This is a genomic window from Nostoc sp. DedQUE04, assembly GCF_034530995.1.
Taxonomy (GTDB): domain Bacteria; phylum Cyanobacteriota; class Cyanobacteriia; order Cyanobacteriales; family Nostocaceae; genus Nostoc.
Genome location: NZ_JAVRCA010000003.1, coordinates 63,976 through 82,569 on the forward strand (window position 1 = coordinate 63,976; position 18,594 = coordinate 82,569).

14 protein-coding genes and 1 pseudogene are annotated in these 18,594 nt (G+C 43.2%); 9 read left to right on the forward strand and 6 right to left on the reverse strand.

The window, feature by feature from the left end; all coding sequences use genetic code 11:
* Positions 1–78 precede the first annotated feature (78 nt).
* The gene (locus tag RM049_RS02920) at positions 79–837 is read right to left on the reverse strand and encodes a sterol desaturase family protein (protein ID WP_322690359.1); all 759 of its coding nucleotides are present in this window, start codon (positions 835–837) and stop codon (positions 79–81) included.
* Positions 838–1,275: 438 nt separating this feature from the next.
* On the opposite strand from RM049_RS02920, the gene RM049_RS02925 reads away from it, so the two are divergent.
* Positions 1,276–2,150, forward strand: a protein-coding gene (locus RM049_RS02925; RefSeq protein ID WP_322703094.1) for an IS630 family transposase whose coding sequence is annotated in 2 segments (ribosomal slippage) — positions 1,276–1,605 and positions 1,608–2,150 — 873 coding nt in all. Because the reading frame shifts where the segments join, the coding sequence is not laid out codon by codon here.
* Between the two features lie 203 nt (positions 2,151–2,353).
* Here RM049_RS02925 and RM049_RS02930 read toward each other — a convergent pair.
* The gene (locus RM049_RS02930; RefSeq protein ID WP_322674459.1) at positions 2,354–2,740 is read right to left on the reverse strand and encodes a response regulator; all 387 of its coding nucleotides are present in this window, start codon (positions 2,738–2,740) and stop codon (positions 2,354–2,356) included.
* Positions 2,712–5,834 carry a response regulator gene (locus tag RM049_RS02935; protein WP_322703095.1) on the reverse strand — a complete coding sequence of 1,041 codons (3,123 nt, stop codon included), beginning with the start codon at positions 5,832–5,834 and terminating at the stop codon, positions 2,712–2,714. Before RM049_RS02935 ends, RM049_RS02930 begins: the two co-directional genes overlap by 29 nt.
* Positions 5,835–6,216: 382 nt before the next feature.
* On the opposite strand from RM049_RS02935, the gene RM049_RS02940 reads away from it, so the two are divergent.
* Positions 6,217–6,621: an NIL domain-containing protein gene (locus RM049_RS02940; protein WP_094347724.1), complete on the forward strand. Its 405-nt coding sequence runs from the start codon at positions 6,217–6,219 to the stop codon at positions 6,619–6,621.
* Positions 6,622–6,651: 30 nt separating this feature from the next.
* On the opposite strand, the gene RM049_RS02945 is transcribed toward RM049_RS02940, so the two are convergent.
* On the reverse strand, positions 6,652–7,719 hold the full coding sequence (locus tag RM049_RS02945; protein WP_322703096.1) for a DUF3616 domain-containing protein: 1,068 nt from the start codon (positions 7,717–7,719) through the stop codon (positions 6,652–6,654).
* A gap of 400 nt (positions 7,720–8,119) precedes the next feature.
* Here RM049_RS02945 and RM049_RS02950 point away from each other — a divergent pair, with 400 nt between their 5' ends.
* A complete protein-coding gene (locus tag RM049_RS02950) occupies positions 8,120–9,103 on the forward strand; it encodes a CHAD domain-containing protein (protein WP_322703097.1) in 984 nt (327 codons plus the stop codon).
* Between the two features lie 192 nt (positions 9,104–9,295).
* Here RM049_RS02950 and RM049_RS02955 read toward each other — a convergent pair.
* Positions 9,296–9,574 (reverse strand): annotated as a pseudogene (locus RM049_RS02955) (heavy metal translocating P-type ATPase); the annotation flags it as partial.
* A gap of 652 nt (positions 9,575–10,226) precedes the next feature.
* On the opposite strand from RM049_RS02955, the gene RM049_RS02960 reads away from it, so the two are divergent.
* From RM049_RS02960 to RM049_RS02985, 6 genes are all read left to right on the forward strand, one after another.
* Positions 10,227–11,591 (forward strand): LLM class flavin-dependent oxidoreductase, encoded by a 1,365-nt coding sequence (locus tag RM049_RS02960; protein ID WP_322703098.1) that lies wholly within the window; start codon positions 10,227–10,229, stop codon positions 11,589–11,591.
* A gap of 242 nt (positions 11,592–11,833) precedes the next feature.
* Positions 11,834–13,372, forward strand: a complete 1,539-nt coding sequence (locus RM049_RS02965; protein ID WP_322703099.1) for an amidohydrolase family protein — start codon at positions 11,834–11,836, stop codon at positions 13,370–13,372.
* Positions 13,373–13,584: 212 nt separating this feature from the next.
* Complete coding sequence (locus RM049_RS02970; RefSeq protein ID WP_322703100.1) at positions 13,585–14,253, forward strand: dienelactone hydrolase family protein; 669 nt, start codon at positions 13,585–13,587, stop codon at positions 14,251–14,253.
* 154 nt (positions 14,254–14,407) lie between these two features.
* The gene (locus tag RM049_RS02975) at positions 14,408–15,028 is read left to right on the forward strand and encodes a GDSL-type esterase/lipase family protein (RefSeq protein ID WP_322703101.1); all 621 of its coding nucleotides are present in this window, start codon (positions 14,408–14,410) and stop codon (positions 15,026–15,028) included.
* A gap of 118 nt (positions 15,029–15,146) precedes the next feature.
* Entirely contained in the window at positions 15,147–16,145 is a 999-nt protein-coding gene (locus RM049_RS02980; protein ID WP_322703102.1) for an aldo/keto reductase, read from the forward strand.
* Positions 16,146–16,295: 150 nt separating this feature from the next.
* A complete protein-coding gene (locus tag RM049_RS02985) occupies positions 16,296–18,176 on the forward strand; it encodes an ABC transporter ATP-binding protein (RefSeq protein WP_322703103.1) in 1,881 nt (626 codons plus the stop codon).
* 194 nt (positions 18,177–18,370) lie between these two features.
* On the opposite strand, the gene RM049_RS02990 is transcribed toward RM049_RS02985, so the two are convergent.
* Positions 18,371–18,594 (reverse strand): tetratricopeptide repeat protein (locus tag RM049_RS02990; protein WP_322703104.1); only part of this gene is annotated, 224 nt, incomplete at its 5' end.

The window sequence follows — 18,594 nt, forward strand, 5'->3', positions numbered from 1 at the left end:
GTCCTTTGTCATATGTGATTACAAAGGACAAATGACTAATAACAGCCAACAGAAAAAAATGATTTAGGACTGCTATAGTTAAAACTCTCTTATGTGGATTTCGTTTTCATAATTAGGATCTTCAGTACCAAGCAGTTTATCCCAAAACGTAAAATACAAACCGTAGTGTACTTTATACTTACGATGATGTATGGAATGATGCATAGAACCAATAAGCCACTTTCCAATCCAGTCACTTTTAGATGAGGAAGGAAATAGCTCAAATCCGAGATGAGTAAACACTGCCCATACTGTCATAGTTATAAGTGCGGCAACTAAAGTGACGAAATGCAGGGGAACTATGAAGCTTACACCTACAAAAAAAAGTGCTTGTACAATTGCTTCTGGTAAGTCGAAGGCAGAAGAACTCCAGGGTGTTGGCTCTCCTGAACGGTGGTGTCCAAAATGCATCCATCTAAAAATTCGAGGATGGTGAAACATCCGATGGATAAAATAAAAGTAGGTATCTTGAAGAATTAGTACTGCAATAAAGCTAACTATTAAATACCACAGTCCGTATTTCCAGATGTCAGCGTATAGCAGGGTTGCTCCCAAATTATACTCTGAGATCATAAATGCTCCAGAAATAGCAAAAACTACTGTGGAGATTACTGATAATTCAATATCCTTTTTAATGGCACAATTCATCAACGGTTTCAAACGCAAACTCTTGTTGGTAAGAGACGCTCCTAAAACTAAATAAAAGAGCAAGTATGCTCCGCCGGCAATCAGAAAGTATCGGGCAAGAGTGATGCCGAAGAAGAAAAAGCAATAATACCAAAATGAGTGGTTCGTCAATTAGACCCATCCGTAAGATTAATTTGGTGAAATGAAAATGCTGATTATGTCTGATTTTTTTGGTTTTCATTACCAAAAATAACCAAATTAAGATTTAATTTGTTAATCGACAAAATCCACTGCTTATTTTACAGCATCAAGTAGTTCAGATAATATATATTAATTTTTATAATAAAAATTGAACTAATTTTATTGCATATATAAATATAAATTATTACTATTCATAAAAAAAGGTTCTTGGTTGACTCAAATTGTAGTAAATAGCTAATTTTGTAACTTAGTTACAATTTATTTAAGTTGTTTGTTTATATTATATATTTCAACAACAATTGAATATATTTTTATTCATTGTGTTCTTTATAGCAACCGCCAAGGCGGTTAAGCCATAAACTGGAAGTAGACCTTGATGAAAGCTCCAGTAGAACCTCTGGGAAACTTATGCCCAAACCTTATAGTTATGACCTCCGGCAAAAAGTGATCCAAGCAATCTTGCTTGATGGCTTAAAAATTACTGAAGCAAGCCGTATATTTAACATTAGTCGTAACACTATTCGATTATGGCTCAAGCGGCAACGTGAGACAGGAGATTTTCAAGCATTGCCGAATCAACCACCTGGCAATGGGCATAAAATTACTGACTGGGAAAAATTTACTTCCTTTGTCGAGGCTAATGGGGATAAAACTCAAGTAGAGATGGCCAAACTCTGGTCGGAAGAAATTAGCGTTCGCACTATATCACGAGCGTTAAATAAAATTGGGTTCACTCGAAAAAAAAAACTTATGGTTATCAACAAAGAGATGAAGTTAAACGATTTAAATTTATTGAAGAGATAGCCAGGTATAGACCAGAGAACATAGTGTATATAGATGAAGCTGGGATGGATAGTAGAGAAGATTATAGCTATGGCTGGAATCAAAGAGGGAAGCGCTTTTATGCTCTAAAAAGTGGCAGAAGACAAGGACGGATTAATATGATCGCCGCTTTATGTAATGGTCAGTTATTTGCTCCCTTTACGATAGAAGGATCTTGTAATAGGAGTGTGTTTGAAACTTGGTTGAAAACTTGCTTAATCCCCCAATTAAAACCCGGTCAAATCGTGATTGCAGATAATGCCAGCTTCCATAAAGGTGGACAGATTATTCAATTAATTGAAGCTGCCGGGTGTCAGTTAAAATACTTGCCATCTTATTCCCCCGATCTTAACAAAATTGAGCGATGTTGGTCATGGTTAAAAAGCCGAATTCGTAAGCAAATAATTCAATTTGGCTGTCTGAGAGATGCGATGGAAGCTGTGCTTCACACAGCGGCTTAACCGCCTTGGCGGTTGCTATAACACCTAAAAAATTTTTAAATCACTTTTCCCTCAATACGCTTGGGTTAAGGGCTAATGGCAAAAAATTTGGGTTTTGGAGACGCGATAAATCGCCGTCTCTACAAGTGTTTTGGCCCGATCTTAACTGTATTGACTTTTGCCTACGTCTATTTTTTATAAATTAATTTGCTATAGATTTTGTTCTACTTTTCTAGGCTCCAGCCCAAGGCTACGGCTACTTCAGCAGCTAATTCTAGAGGATTGAATGGTTTTGCGATCGCGGTAATCATTCCCATCTGATTATAGCGACGGCGATCGGAAGCCTGGATTTTAGCAGTTAACAAAATTACTGGAATCGCTTTGGTTAATGGATTGGCTTGTAACTTTTCAAAGGTTGTGATGCCATCCATCTCTGGCATCATCACATCTAGTAAAATTGCATCTGGTTGGTAAGTCTCAGCTTTAATTATGCCTTCTTGACCAGAACTCGCAGTCACTACTTTCCAGCCTGCGACTGTTTCTAAGCAAATCTTGGCAACTTCTTGAATATACTGTTCGTTATCAACCACTAGAATTTGCTTTGTTGTCATTGCTGCTATCCTCTTGTTGCTTCGGGGTAATGCTCTGAAGTAATTTCATCACCCGTTGTTCAAATTCCTTAGTAGTCACACGCCCGTTGCTCAAAAATTCTGCATCTGGACTTTGTTGGCTATTTGTAGTTGGCTCGTAACTACTATGAACTAAGAGAATGTTGGAAGAGTCTTCTAAATCAGGATTTTGGAAAGCCCGAAATAATGGCAGAGTGACGTAAAAAGTGCTACCTTCACCTAATACACTTTCAGCCCAGATGCGTCCGCTGTGTTGTTGCATAATGCTCTTGCAAATTGCCAAACCTAAACCAGTTCCGTCATGGTTACGTGAATCTGAAGAGTCAACTTGTTGAAAGCGCTCAAAGATACTCTCAAGTTTGTCTGTTGGGATACCGCGTCCGATATCTTTGACTGTCAACAAAACTTCATTCTCTTGTGGTTGCGCCCCCAACCAAACCGTAGATCCAGCAGACGAGAATTTAATGGCGTTACTCAATAGATTGGTCAATGTTTGGACAATGCGATTGCAATCTGCCAATACTTGGCCAGATTCGGCAGAAACGGATACTTTCACTCCTGCTTTGTCAACCAGAGGCTGCATGACATTTACTGCTTGAACGATCAAGTCAACAATATTGCAGATTTCTGGTTCCATCTTCGCCTTACCCGACTCGATGCGCTCAATGTCTAGGATGTCGTTGATTAAACGTACTAGGCGTTCGCTGCTATCAGTGGCAATTTGCAATAGGCGTTTTCCCTGCTCTGAGTTTGTTGCTAGCAAACCACTGGCTAGCATTCCTAGAGAGCCGTGAATCGAAGTTAAAGGTGTGCGGAGTTCATGACTAACAACAGAGACAAATTCATCTTTCATGCGTTCAATTAGTTTGCGCTCTGTGATATCTCGTAAAATAACCGTATAAAATATTTCGTCAGCCATCTCTATTTTGGAGATAGAAGCCTCCGCTGGAAATTCAGTACCATCCTTGCGGCGTCCGTAGATTTCACGCCGTTCTCCCATCCGACGGGCAACATTGGGAGATTGACCAAAGTCAACCACATGTTGACGATGGGCTTGAAAAAAACGCTGCGGTAAGAGTAAATCAAGTCCTTGTCCAATCACTTCTTGGGCCGAGTAGCCAAAAATCTTCTCTGCTCCTTGATTAAACAAAGTGATGCTTTGGAACCCGTTAATGGAAATAATTGCATCATCAGCAATATCTAAAATTCGTGCAAATCGAGCTTGAGAGAACCGTAATTCTCCCTGTGTCCGTTGACGTTCATCAAGTTGTGACTGCAACTGTTGATTCACCCGAATTAACTCAGCAGTGCGCTCTGCTACTCGCAATTCCAGTTCGTTGATCGCTTGTAAATTAAGAGATGAGCGAGGCAAAGAAGAATTCACTACTCTATCTTCCCCTGCTCCCCCTGCTCCCCCTGCTTCCCCTGCCCCCTTGCCCCCCTGCCCCCCTGCCTCCCTGCCTCCCTGCACGACGCGCTGCCGCAATTTCATCCGTTCTAAGCGATTGACGATCCGGGTTACTAGTTCTGGCCCAACAATGGGCTTACTTACAAAGTCATCAGCACCAACGCTAAACACTTGATTTACCATTTCGGCATCGCTATGCACAGTCAGGAATAGAATCGGTAACTCACACCAGCGCGAATCGTTGCGTACTAATTGGCAAAGTTCTATACCATTTGTATAAGGTAATTCCACATCCAGAATCAGCATATCTGGCGAAATTATTTCTAAGATTTCCCAGAACTGACGCGGATCTTCAAGAGCGATCGCTTTTAGTCCCCAAGGACTAAGTAAGGTTTGTAAAAATGCCTGAATTTGCGGATCGTCATCCACAACCAATATTTTAGTTTCTGCATGAAGGTCATTTTCCAGTGGTTGTGTGACTGTTTCTAAAACCTGTGGCGTTGGTGATGCAGATATTGCTGCTACTTCGTTTCCGTCAATTTCCCGACGCAATAACTTTACCCAACTTTCGAGGTTGCTAATTTCAGATTGACTCAGGGGTTGACCAGAACTCAGTAACAGTTCGATATTGCGTGCTAATTTAGAGCCAAGAGGCAAGCCAAAAGTACCTAAAGATCCCGCCAAGGTATGCGCCTCTTTGGCTGCAAGCGATCGCAAATCGGGATTTAAACTATTTTGGTTTAAAGTTGCGATCGCTTCCTCCAGCACCCTCACCTGCTCGTCTACCCGCTTTTGAAATCGTTGCCAAATTTCCGCAACTGCCATTAATGTTTGCTGTTGTGATTTGAGATTAGGAACCAAGGATTTTTCACAATCTAATTCCCCTCTGCTCCTCTGCTCCTCTGCTCCTCTGCTCCTCTGCCCCCCTGCCCCCCGGTCACTGAGCATAGCCGTTCGCGCAGCGTCTCGTAGAGAAGTGCTGCCCTTCTCATCTGCCAGTGATTTCAGCCGATAGCCAATACCATAAACTGTTTCAACCAAATCACTGGGCGCTCCTACAGCTTTGAGTTTGTGTCGTAACCCTTTGATATGGGTGCGAACAGCTTCTTCTTGTGGAGTGTCTTCATAACACCACAGATGTTCTAAAATCATGCCGCAGCTAAACACCCGACGAGTATTTCGCAAAAATAGTTCTAAAAGAGCATACTCTTTGGGAGTAAGTGCAAGCAGCTTTCCAGCATATATGACTTCACAGCTACTAGGGTCTAGCCGCAACCCCCCATACTCCAGTACAGGTTGCGAGGTTACACCTCTGCGACGCAACAGTGCCCGAACACGAGCAATTAACTCTTCTGCGTCAAAGGGTTTAACTACGTAGTCATCTGCGCCTGCATCTAGTCCGATCGCTTTCTCATGACTACTATCGCACCCTGTCAATAATAATATTGGCATTTGCAGACCACTAGACCGAATTTGACGACAAAGACTAATGCCATCCAGTTTGGGCAACATTACATCTAGAAGGATTAAATCATAATCGTAAGTTTGAATATAATTCCAAGCAGTATCACCATCAGTGGCAACTTCAACCGCGTAGTTTTGGTTAGTTAAAACGCAGGTGAGTGAATATGCACTTAACTCGTCATCTTCGACAACTAAAATTTTCATGTTAAAAGCTTTCCAAGTTAAAATGGATATAACAGATAACAAGTAATAAATTTAAATGGCAAGTTTAATATAGTATCAATACTGATTTTTAAAGCATCTTCCAAAAGGTCTATATTTGCGGTTTCCAATATTAACAAATATCAATATTGATTAATTTTAATTGGATTTTCTAGCTACCTGCCCAGGAGCAGATGCCTTGCTCGTTCGTGCAACTTACTGTAGGAAAGGACTGTTAACGAAGGCAGGAGGTAGGAGGCCGTTTTTGTAACGGGGATTTATACCCCGCTTGCCAAACTTTTGCCTTAAAAAGCGAGGTTTTAGACCCGATTGTTTCGATAAAACTCTCAATACGCTACAACAGAAAAAACCCTCTGCTAAACCTGTGAAAAAACGAGTAACACTCACCTTCCCGAAACGCGCCGTGCAAATGCCAGTCACTTACGTACTGGCTAAAGAGTTCAACGTCGCCGCTAATATTATCCGCGCTCAAGTTGCCCCAAATCAAATTGGCAAATTGGTAGTGGAATTATCGGGAGACATCGATCAATTAGATGCGGCGATCGAGTGGATGCGATCGCGTAATGTTAATGTTTCTTCGACGTTAGGCGAAATTGCGATCGACGAGGATGTGTGTGTCCACTGTGGCTTGTGTACTGGGGTTTGTCCTACCGAAGCCCTCACCCTCCAGCCAGAGACATACAAGTTGACATTCACGCGATCGCGCTGTATCGTCTGCGAACAGTGTATCCCCACCTGTCCCGTACAAGCAATTTCTACTAATATTTAACAATCTAAAATCCCAAAACCAAGATTGAAGTTAGCCCAACTTAAACACATCCGCCATTACACTATCATCACCCACCAGCCTACTTTTGGCTGGAGAATCATAAACTACCAATAGCGAAGGTATACCAGTTACATCCTGAAACAGCGTCATTCCTTCAGCGTGTTCTTCCCGATTCCCATAAGGAATATCTTGCACAAAATCGGGATTGCTGAAGACATTTTCTCGCATATTCACACCATTTACCCAGCGATAAACTTGCACGGGGCCATCTAAATCCATCGTTGGCCCAGCTAAAATCAACAAATCTTTATCATCTACATACAAATCTCGAATTCCCAAACCATTCAACCAGATAAAATGCTTTTTATATAACTCCTGCAATTCTCCAATTTGCTTTAGTTTCATCAGTCCAGGGGTAGAATCTTCTAACTCTATTTCCAGCACCACAGCCCAACCTCGCAATACAGGCCCGCGCAAACCCAGAAAGACGCGGTTTTGATAAATGCCTATTCCTTCAATATCAAAGCCATTATCCTTTCCGGGAATTCCTGCCTTAATAAACAAGCCTAAATGGGCATCATCTGCCAAAGCTGTCATCAGCAAATTACCCTGATTCGTCACCTCTAATTTACTGGCAGTCAATTGCACATCTGGCTTTTCGGGATGTGGGCAAGATGAGAATAGCTTACCGTCTATCAGAGGAATTCGTCCTAAAATGTAACGGTTAGGTTCTGATTCAATTTTTGCTAGCCTTTTAAAGTTCTTGGCATCTGTATTTTCGGGTTTGGATTTTTTACGTTTGTAGCTGTGAGAACCAACAAACCATAAGTAATTATCCGTGTAAGCTAGTCCCTCTATATCAATTTCTTCCTCTTCTGGTGCAGGTAAATCGATAAATTCTGCTACACGAAATTGTTGATGATCTGTAAATTTCTCAGTATCAATCAAAGAAAGACGCTCAATAGTTGAAGTTTCATCTGACCCTAACCATAAATACTTCTGATGTGTTAGTAGCAGTGCTGATAAATCTTCTCTATGCTCTTTAAAAGAATCTACAAAAGTCAATAAAACTTGATTTAGCAAATGTAAGTTTGACATTTTAAATTATATTGATATTTACAAAAATACTAGCCATGCTATTATAATATATGGTTTGATTATCGTAAAATTTTGTTATCCAAACTATAGCAATCTGATTTGATTTCTGAATTAATCGTAGGGACTAGGGACTGGGGACTGGGAAGAAGGAATAAAGCTGTACTGAGTTTTTTTCAAAAATCAAATATGAGTCCTATATATCTCATCTCAACTTAAGGGGGATGAGATGATTGTAATCCTTTGATAGATATTGCATATTTATAAGATAAGATGCAACTATCAATAGTCATAAGCATACCTGGCAATCCTCATAGCTAAAAAAATATCAAAAGTAGATGCATTTTTTTAAATAATGTTGTTATTATGCAATAACTTCGTGAGGTAATAATTGAGATAAATTATGAAATTAGCTACACAAACTACAGTAAAAACTCTCGGTGACTATGCCTACCAAGCGATTGAAAAACACTTTAAGAAAACCTTGAAGTGGGAAAAATCAGTAAAGAAAGATGAAGATCCAGAAGCGCTGCACCAAATGCGAGTGGGAATGCGCCGCCTACGGACAGCGGTAACTCGGTTTGGGCTAGCAGTGGATCTGTCGAAACCAGTCAGCGATAAAAATATTGGTAAAATAGCTCGTCGTCTTGGTAATCTGCGAGATTTAGACGTACTTAAAGAAAGTTTGGAAAACAATTATAAACCAAACTTACCCCGCAAAGAACAGGAATCTCTGCAAACAGCTTTTACAGCTTTGGCGAAACAACGTGAAGATGTAGAATCGAGCGTACAGAAAACATTAAACGATGAATCTTACAAGTCTTTAAAAGATGCATTGGATAAGTGGTTAGAAAAACCTACTTATCAACCTTTGGCATCTATTGCCATTCAGCAAGTACTACCAGACTTACTTTTACCAGAAGTGAGTAACTTCTTATTGCATCCAGGTTGGCTAGTTGGTACTGAAGTTGTAGAATCAGAAGTGAAGATCCAGAAAAACTGGAAACCAAAAAAGATAGAAAAACAATTGACAACAGAAGGTGAAAATATTCATAGTTTGCGAAAAGAAGCTAAACGTATACGCTATCAAATGGAGTTATTTACTGACTTATATGGCGAGTCTTACGAAGCTTATATTACAGAAGTGAAAAATATCCAAGAAATTTTGGGTACGATGCAAGATAGTGCCGTTTTAACTGACTGGCTTGGAGATGTATATAAATCAGAAATTCACACTAAGTTGCCCACCCTTGCTAATTTATTAACTGAAAATCGTTATCAGTCGTGGCAGCAGTGGCAACCTTTGCAAGAACGGTATCTTAAAACTGAAACCAGACATAGTTTTCATTTAACAATACTGCACCCACTTTCAGGAGTAATCAGTTAAAAGTTACTCTTTGTTGTTACAGCTAGTGGATATAGAAGTTCCCCTAATGTGTTATCACTACTGGTTTAGCCCTCTTTTGTCACTCTTGGAAAACAATTGAAGCAAGATTCTGAAACTTTGATTGAGTCAACTTTTGAGCCTCTATTTTCTAATAGTAACTAAACTTTGTAGCCAAAACCTGAAAATTAATGCAATGGGAATTTGTTGCTTATCGCCATTGCGTTCCACCCAGACGAATTGCCCTAGAGAACTAAGTAAATCTAGAGTTTGTTGAGCAGAAGAACGAGCCGTGCGATCGCGGATATTTTCACCGACTTCAATTAAACCGAGCATCAGCGATGGTGTGAGAAATTGCCCTTGGAAGTTAGTAATCGCGATCGCCATCAAATCCAAAAAGTCAATATTCAATTTTCGTTCTACACTAATACCCTCCCATGCTTGTTGGATAACGGGTAGTGTAGCAATGGCGATGGGAAGCACCACTATCAAACCCCGACGATCGCCATGCTACCCCGACACTTAGCGACGTGAATGCATTGATTCATTATCCAATCATAGCCACTTTCAGCAGAGCCTCCCAGAATGGATTCCCAGCCTGGAGCCTGGGAACCAGTCAGGGTTAGGGCTATATCTTACCTTAGTGTCATTCAGTCAAAGGAACCTAGAGAATTGTGCAATAACCTTTCAATACCATAAATAACTATATACTCAGTAAATAATTAATTTGCAATACTTAATGTTTGGAAAACTAATAATTAGTTTTTCGTGTTATTGTGATTTCCAGCACATCTTTTTTTGTATTTATTGTGTAGGCTCTATCTGGTAAGTAAAATTACTAGATAAATTTATGGTGATTAGAGCGCCAAGCAGCAGAATTAGGAATTCTGCTGTGGTATTAACCTGACTTACAGTTCGGTTATTTGATTTTTGAGCAATTAGTAGGTAACTGAACGGCAAATTACTAGAAAAGCTTTGCATAACGACATTCAGTATCTAGCAAGAGGTGAATGCCTACCTTTTGTAGCAGTAGTAATCATAACTGGCGTAGCGCAAATCAGCCATACCGAGCCTAAGCTTTCTCCACGAGACGCTTTGCTAACGCACTATAAGAAAATAAAAATATATGAGTACAACACGCAAGTTTCGTTTAGGTGCATTCATTCAAGCTACCGGACATCATGTCTCTGCTTGGCGACACCCCGATTCACAAGCAGATGCGGGGCTGAATTTCGAGCATTATAAGGAAATTACCCAAACCGCCGAACGCGGCTTATTCGATGCAGTTTTTTTAGCAGATAGTCCAGGAGTCTGGGGCGGCGCTCCAGAAACTCAGCATCGCAATGGGAAAATTGCTCATTTTGAGCCTGTCACTCTCTTCTCGGCCTTGTCCTCTGTAACTCAAAACATCGGCTTCATTTCCACCGCTTCGACCACTTATGAAGAACCCTACACCCTGGCACGTAAGTTTGCTTCCCTAGACTACTTGAGTAAAGGCCGGGCCGGGTGGAATGTAGTCACAACAGGCAATGAAAATGCTGCACGTAATTTCGGACTTGAGCATCACCCAGAACACAGCCAGCGTTATGAACGAGCTGAAGAGTTTGTGGAAGTGGTGAAAGGTCTATGGGATAGTTGGGAAGACGATGCTTTCATCCGTGACAAAGAGTCTGGTGTCTATTTCGATCCTGATAAACTGCATACATTGAACCACAAGGGCAAATATTTCTCTGTAAAAGGCCCTTTAAACGTTGGTCGTCCGCCCCAAGGTTATCCGGTGATTGTTCAGGCTGGAGCCTCCGAATCGGGACGGGACTTAGCTGCACGTACTGCTGAGGTGATTTTCACCGCCAATCAAACCCTAGCCGATGCCCAAGAGTTTTATGCTGATGTCAAAGGTAGGCTAGCACAATATGGGCGATCGCCAGACGATCTCAAAATCATGCCTGGTGCTTTCCCAATCATTGGCCGGACTGAATCAGAAGCTCAAGAAAAATACGAATTCTTGCAATCGTTAATCCATCCCGATGTCGCCTGGGGGATTTTAAAGAACTATTACAAAGGTGTGGATTTGTCGAAATATTCTTTAGATGATGTGGCTCCCGAACTACCCAGCGACACCAACACTAACAAAAGTCGTCTCAAACTAGTTAGAGATTTGGCTACTCGTGGCACTCTCACGCTGCGCCAGTTGTATCTCTCTCTTGCTACTGCACGAGGTCATCGCACCATACTCGGTACTCCCGAAACCATTGCCGACCAACTAGAAGAATGGTTCAACAACGGTGCAGCAGATGGCTTTAATATCATGCCGCCAATCCTTCCCACAGGATTGGATGAATTCGTTAACCTAGTCGTTCCCGTTCTCCAAAAACGCGGACTGTTCCGTACTGAATACGAAGGCAGTACTTTGCGCGAAAACCTGGGATTGCGTCGTCCGGCTAATCGTTTTACTGCTAAACAACTAGATGAAAGATTGGTGTTGGCGTAAATGACTTTTCATGTCTGCACTGTGTTTACAGTGCTGTAGTGTAAATGAATTTTTCACGGATGCTTATGCCATACCTTTTAAAGCGTACCTTCTGTAGATCGCCGCCTTACAGAAAATCGTAGGGAGACGCGATTGTGGAGAGACGCGATAAATCGCCGTCTCTACAGGAAATGTATTTGTCAATAGCAGCATTGGATGCTGAAAAAACTTGTAATTTTTGTGCTGTAGGCAAGGAAAAAAACATGACTGAATATAGCCGATTGAAGACTTCACGCTCTGCTGCAATCAGAGCAACCCTTGATTATCCGGTAATCGACACCGATGTTCATACCAATGATTTCACGCCAGCTTTTGAGGATTACATCGCTAAGTACGGTGGTGTGAAACTTGTAGATGAGTTACGTAAGACTGAAGCTTCTCGTCTTAACTCCAAGAGCAACGGTAAAGACTGGTATCAACAAACTCCTGAAGAACGTCAATACAACCGCACAATCCGATCGCCTTGGTGGGCTAGAGTTACTAAAAACACATTGGATCTCGCTACTTATACTCTCCCTGGATTGCTCTATGAGCGTCAGGCGGAGCAAGGATCGGACTATTCGGTGCTGTTTCCCAACAATGTTTTAGCACCGGCTGGAGCTAGCCCAGAGAATCGTCAGGCGCTGCAACGCGCGGTCAATCACTATCATGCTGATATTTACCGGAAATATAGCGATCGCTTGACACCGGTAGCTGGTATCCCATTAACTACTCCCCAAGAAGGCATTGAGGAGCTAGAGTTCGCTGTGAAAACACTGGGCTTAAAGGTGATTAATATCACTGGCGGTGTGAAACGGCCAATCAAAGCGATCGCTGATAAATATCCAGCCGATAAATTCCCCGAAATCGCCAAGTATGCTTCTTATATCGACTTTTACGGACTAGATAGTGAATACGACTACGATCCTTTCTGGGCAAAGGTCGTGGAACTTGGCGTACCTGTCACTACCCATTACGGCAGTCAGGGTTGGACTGGCCGCTCCTCCATCAGTAACTACATGAACAACCATATCGGTCACTTCGCCGATGGTTCGGAAGCATTTGCGAAGGCGCTGTTCTTCGGCGGTGTTACCAAGCGTTTTCCGCAGTTGCGCGTAGCGATGCTGGAAGGTGGGGCAGATTGGGGTGCGCGTGTCTACATTCATTTGGTAGATCGTTTTTCCAAGCGCAATATCAAGGCACTGGAAAACTACAATCCAGCGTTGACGAATTCTGATGAGTTGTTTGAAATATTTGAGCGCTACGGTGCAGAAGTTACTCAAGGGTATTCCCTCGATAAGGATGAATTGACCAAGACTGTACTAGGAGCTTCATTCAGCCGTCATAGCCGTGCGCCGATTGGTAGCGAATTGGACGATTTTGCCGCCGCAGGTATTGAAACAATTGAAGACATCCGCGATCGCTGGGTGAATAGTTTCTTCTTTGGTTCCGAGTCCGACGATCGCACCATCGCTACGGCATTCAACGACAAAGCCAATCCCTTGGGAGTCAAAATCAACGCCATCTATTCCTCCGATGTTGGTCACTGGGATGTACCAGACTTAACTTCCCCCTTGGCTGAAAGCTGGGATTTGGTTCAAGAAGGTGTCCTGACCGAAGCCGACTTCAAGTCCTATGTATTCGCTAATCCCTACAAGTTTTACACCCAAGCTAACCCCGATTTCTTCAAGGGTACAGCGATCGAATCTAAGGTAAGTAACACCGAATTTCAACAAGTGGACAAGAGCCTAGTAGTGGCATGAAGAGTGCTGAGTGCTGAGTTTCGTTAGCGGTAGCGGGGCGTTTAGCCCGTGCTGAGTACTTCTTAATTCACTCAGGACTTAAAACTTAGCACTGAGTAGGGTAAAAGGCGAGATGAGGGAGCAGAAGAGAAGTTGCAGTAATGTTCTGCTCCCCTGCTCCCCTGCTCCCCTGCCCCTCTGCCCAATCCCCAAATCAATTAGGAGTCATAACAATGCCTGTTGAACAACGCTCTCATGACACTAACAATGGTTCCTTGCCTTACCTTTTCTCGCCTGTTTCTGACAATGCCAAGCAACCTGCACCCTTAGTACTTTTTCTGCATGGAGGACGCGATCGCGGCACGGATTTGAATGTACTACTGAAATGGGGTTTACCTCGTTTCGTGGATTTATCCGACTCATTGCCTTATGTCTTCGCTGCACCCCAAATTCTGGCTGAACAAACTTGGGCAGATCGAACAGATGATGTGCTTACTTTGCTTGATGAACTGATCGTTTCTCAGCCTGTCGATCCAGCGCGGGTGATATTGGCTGGGTTCAGCTTAGGCTCGGCGGGTATCTGGCATATCGCTGCTTTACATCCCGATCGCTTTGCAGGTTTAGTTCCTGTGTCTGGACGCGTACCAAAAACATTAGCAGAAAGCGAATTAGCTGCACTCAAAAACATTCCCGTTCAGATATTCCAAGGTGGACAGGACAAAAATCTGCCGATTGAGGATACAGAGCATTTTGTTGAGCGCTTACGCAAAGTCGGGGGGAAAGTCGATTTGACAGTGCTACCGGAAGGCGATCATTTTATTGCAGATGAAGTATACAGCGATCCGAAGTTGCAGCAATGGCTAATTTCCCAGAATCGGCGTGAAATTTCTGTAGTTGCTTGAGGTGAAATGTTCAAAAACTAACTTGCAATATTCTCTGAGGTAGGCAGCGTCCTGCCTGCCTAACATAACAATATATTAATATCTTCTAGAATCATGAACATAATGCTTCTTCTCAAGTCAAAGCCGAACTTTTTCGGCAAAATTTAGTTGACTTATGTCAGATTCTCGCAAAGAAATCAGAATTTGTTTTATTGGTGAATCCTTTGTCAATGGCACAGGCGATCCAGAGTTTCTGGGTTGGACAGGTAGAGTGTGCCGCAGTGCTGAGTCAAGAGGATACGCTATCACCCATTACAACTTGGGGGTGCGGGCAGAGACAAGTCGGTATCTCAAACAACGTTGGTACTCGGAAGTCTCCTATCGTCTCCCAAAAGAATCTGATGGTCGAGTAGTGTTTTCTTTTGGGGCAAACGATTCAGGATGGGCGGGTAAACAGCAAGGAATCGAACTTCCAGAGTCGATCGCAAATGCTCGCAGTATCTTAAGCCAAGCAAAGCAACTCTATCCGATTTTGATGGTTAGTCCGCCACCCTGTGGTGATGTCGATCAAGAAAAAAGAAATCAAATTCTTGCAAATCTCTCAGAGGAATTCGCATTGGTTTGTAATGAACTAGATATTCCATATCTTGATGTGTTTTCTCGTTTGCTGAAGTCGCCGATCTGGTTAGCGGAAGCAAAAGCTAATGACGGCGCTCACCCAAAAGCTGATGGTTATGCAGAATTTGCTGCGATCGTCCAAAACTGGGAAGGTTGGTTAAATTGGTTTACACCTTAAAAAATGCCGACATCGGGCTAATTATGGCTTAGTCGATGTGTCCTATAGGCTTTTAATTTTGCGATCGCATTGCATTCTATTTAAAAATTTCAAAACTTTCTCAATCAACAACATTTTTATGACTTTACCAACTACCAATCTCGGTAAAACTGGATTGACCGTTTCGCGTCTTTGTCTCGGCACTATGACCTTTGGTTTGCAGACCGATGAAGAAACTTCCAGGCAAATCCTCGACACCGCCGCCGATGGCGGAATCAATTTTTTAGATACAGCCGACGTTTATCCCCTTGGCGGCGGACTTGCGACTGCGGGACGCACTGAAGAAATCGTTGGGCGCTGGCTCAAAGGCAAACGCGAACATTTTATTTTAGCTACCAAGTGCGTTGGTCGAGTTGGCCCTGCACCTTGGGATCAAGGGGCTTCGCGGAAACATATTTTGGATGCGATCGATGCTTCCCTGCGACGGTTGGAAACTGATTATATCGACCTGTATCAGTTGCACTCCGATGATGCTTCAACTCCCCTTGATGAAACTTTGGAAGCGCTGGATGCAGTGGTTCGTGCTGGTAAGGTGCGCTACATCGGGGTTTCTAACTTCTTAGCCTACCGACTCGCCCGCGCTTTGGGTCGTGCTGAAACGCGCAATCTAACCAAGTTCGTCTCAATTCAGCCCCGTTACAACCTGTTATTCCGCGAAATTGAGCGAGAACTATTGCCCCTGGCGAAAGAAGAAGGATTGGGTGTAATTTCTTACAATCCTTTGGCGGGTGGTCTACTTACAGGCAAACACAATTTTACTCAAGGCCCCACATCAGGTACGCGTTTTACGCTAGGTGCTGCCGCAGAACGTTATCAAGAACGCTACTGGCGCGATCGCGAATTTAATACTGTTGAAGATTTACGCACGGTAGCGGAACTCGCCGGATTTTCCCTCACCACCCTAGCAGTGGCTTGGGTTTTATCTAATCCCATTATCACTGCCCCCATCATTGGCGCTAGCCGTCCAGAACAACTTGCTGACAACCTCAAGGCGCTAGAACTAAAACTTGACGACAATTTGAAACAAAAGTTAGACGACATAACAGCCGAATACCGAAGAGGAGATTCTCTTCGTTAGAAACTAGGGACGCAGCGAATAACAAATGACAAATGACAAATGACTCAAAGTGGAGTACTTCTAAAAGTCTCTAATGCCATCGGGCGGCTTATCTAGTCGTCCATTTTTATCTGGTAGAAAAGTGAAAATGATGCTAAGAGATCGACTTTCATGACGAAAAAAGCTAGACAATCCAAATCCTTTCAACGTGCCCCTGATGCACCAGATTTGCCATCAACTCCATTTAAGTTCATTTGCTATTTTGTTAACCAGTTTCGCTGGTGGTATGTGTTAATGGTAATCCTGGAGGTAATACACGCAACTTGTGGCATTATGTTGCCTTATGCTATTGGCGAGATCATTCGGGGCGTGACGCGATCGACCGGCGATAGCAAGCCGATTTTTGATGCTATGAAGCAACCCTTGATGTTATTCATCGGCTTGAGTGTAGGTGAAGTGGTATTTGGGCGCTCGGCTGGACTCTTGCAAACTATTCTCCATCCCATCCACCGACAGCACATTGTGCGATCGCTATATGCCTATTTACAACACCATTCGCATCGCTACTTAAGCAGCAGTTTTTCTGGGGCATTGGCACATCGGATTAGCGAAACTTCTCTGGGTGTTACCCAGACGATGCAAATGATGATTACTGAATTTATGCCAGTAATTGTTGTGTATTCCGTCGCCACGACGATACTGTATCGCGCCTATCCTCCACTGGCTGCACTCGTGGGAATATGGGCAGTTCTCTTCATCAGTATTTCGTTTTGGCTGGCAACTCGCTGCCGATTTTACTCCCGGAAAGCCGCAGCCGCCAGAAGTGAGACAACTGGCATCATTGTAGATACAGTCACAAATCTCACTAGTAGCCGACTGTTTGCTCGCTTTGGTTTTGAACGACGCTATTTGAATGAGCAATTAAGGCACGAACTCAAACACGTGAGAGAGTCCAACTGGTACTCGGAGCGAATTCGCTGGTTTCAGTTCATCTCAGCAGCCATTCTGAAAATCAGCACCTTGTATTACTCGCTCTCTCTCTGGAGTCAAGGAAAGATCGCTACTGCTGATTTTGTTGTAGCAACTAGCTTATCACTGTTGATCATCAGTGAAGCGCGTAATTTGAGCCGCCGCTTTCTGGAATTTTTTGAACACGTTGGAAATGTCGCCAATGGTGTCTTCACCATCGTTCAACCGCACGAGTTAGTCGATCGCGAGAAAGCGATCGCCCACTCAATCACTCAAGGTAAGATTGAGTTTCGGCGGGTGAATTTCAACTACACAGAAGAGAAGAAAGTTTTCAACAACCTTTCTGTCACCATTCAAGCGGGACAGCGTGTCGGACTGGTGGGCTTGTCCGGCTCTGGAAAATCCACCTTTGTCAATCTGATTCTGCGTTTATTTGACCCACAATCTGGACAGATTATCATTGATGGGGTCGATATTCGAGATATGACTCAAGATGCACTACACGCTCAAATCAGCTTAATTCCCCAAGATCCGTCTCTGTTCCATCGCACTTTGCTAGAAAATATTCGTTACGGACGCTTGGATGCAACCGATGAGGAAGTGATGGAGGCTTCGCGAAAGGCTCATGCTCACGATTTCATCGTCCAAAGCAAGGATGGTTACAATTCTCTGGTGGGCGAACGTGGTGTCAAGTTGTCTGGGGGGCAAAGACAGCGGATTGTAATCGCACGGGTAATTCTCAAAGATGCGCCGATTCTGATTTTAGATGAAGCCACCTCTAGCCTCGATTCAATCACCGAAAAAGCGATCCAAGATACCCTCGACTTAGCAATGAATGGGAAAACGGTGATTGTGGTAGCTCATCGATTATCTACCATCGTCCATCTAGATAGAATTCTGGTGTTCGACAAAGGTCGAATTATCGAAGATGGTTCCCACGCCAAACTGCTGGCACTCGGCGGCGCTTACTATAGATTATGGAAAATGCAAGCAGGTGGATTTCTACCGGAAAATCTCGACGAGGAACGCATACGCGAGGTTCGCACTGATGCGGATAACGTCGAAAAGGGAATGATTGCTTGACAGGTTGAAGCTGGACTTGCTGACACTATACTCATTGTAACTTTTAAGGATAACTGGAGAAGGATCGCTCTCCCAAACCAATCAAGCAAACGCGATTCCTGCGGACAGCTTCGCTAACGCCCTTCCCCAGAAAACCCAAAACGCATAGACGCAACGCGGCTTGTCGTTAGACATCGCACATCGCCCAGATCCCTCTACTCCGGTAAACTCTCTAAATTCTCTCGCGTCACCGTAGCCATATATTCATCCTGATACTCAACATATATCTCCAACGCTGTCTGCAAATTAGCCCTAGCTTCCACGTAATTATCCTGCACTTGTGCAAGCAATCCTAATACTGCGTAAGTGCTAGCGCTCGAATAACGATCGCTAAATTCGATTTTGATTTCCAGGGCTTGTTGATAATAATCCCGTGCCT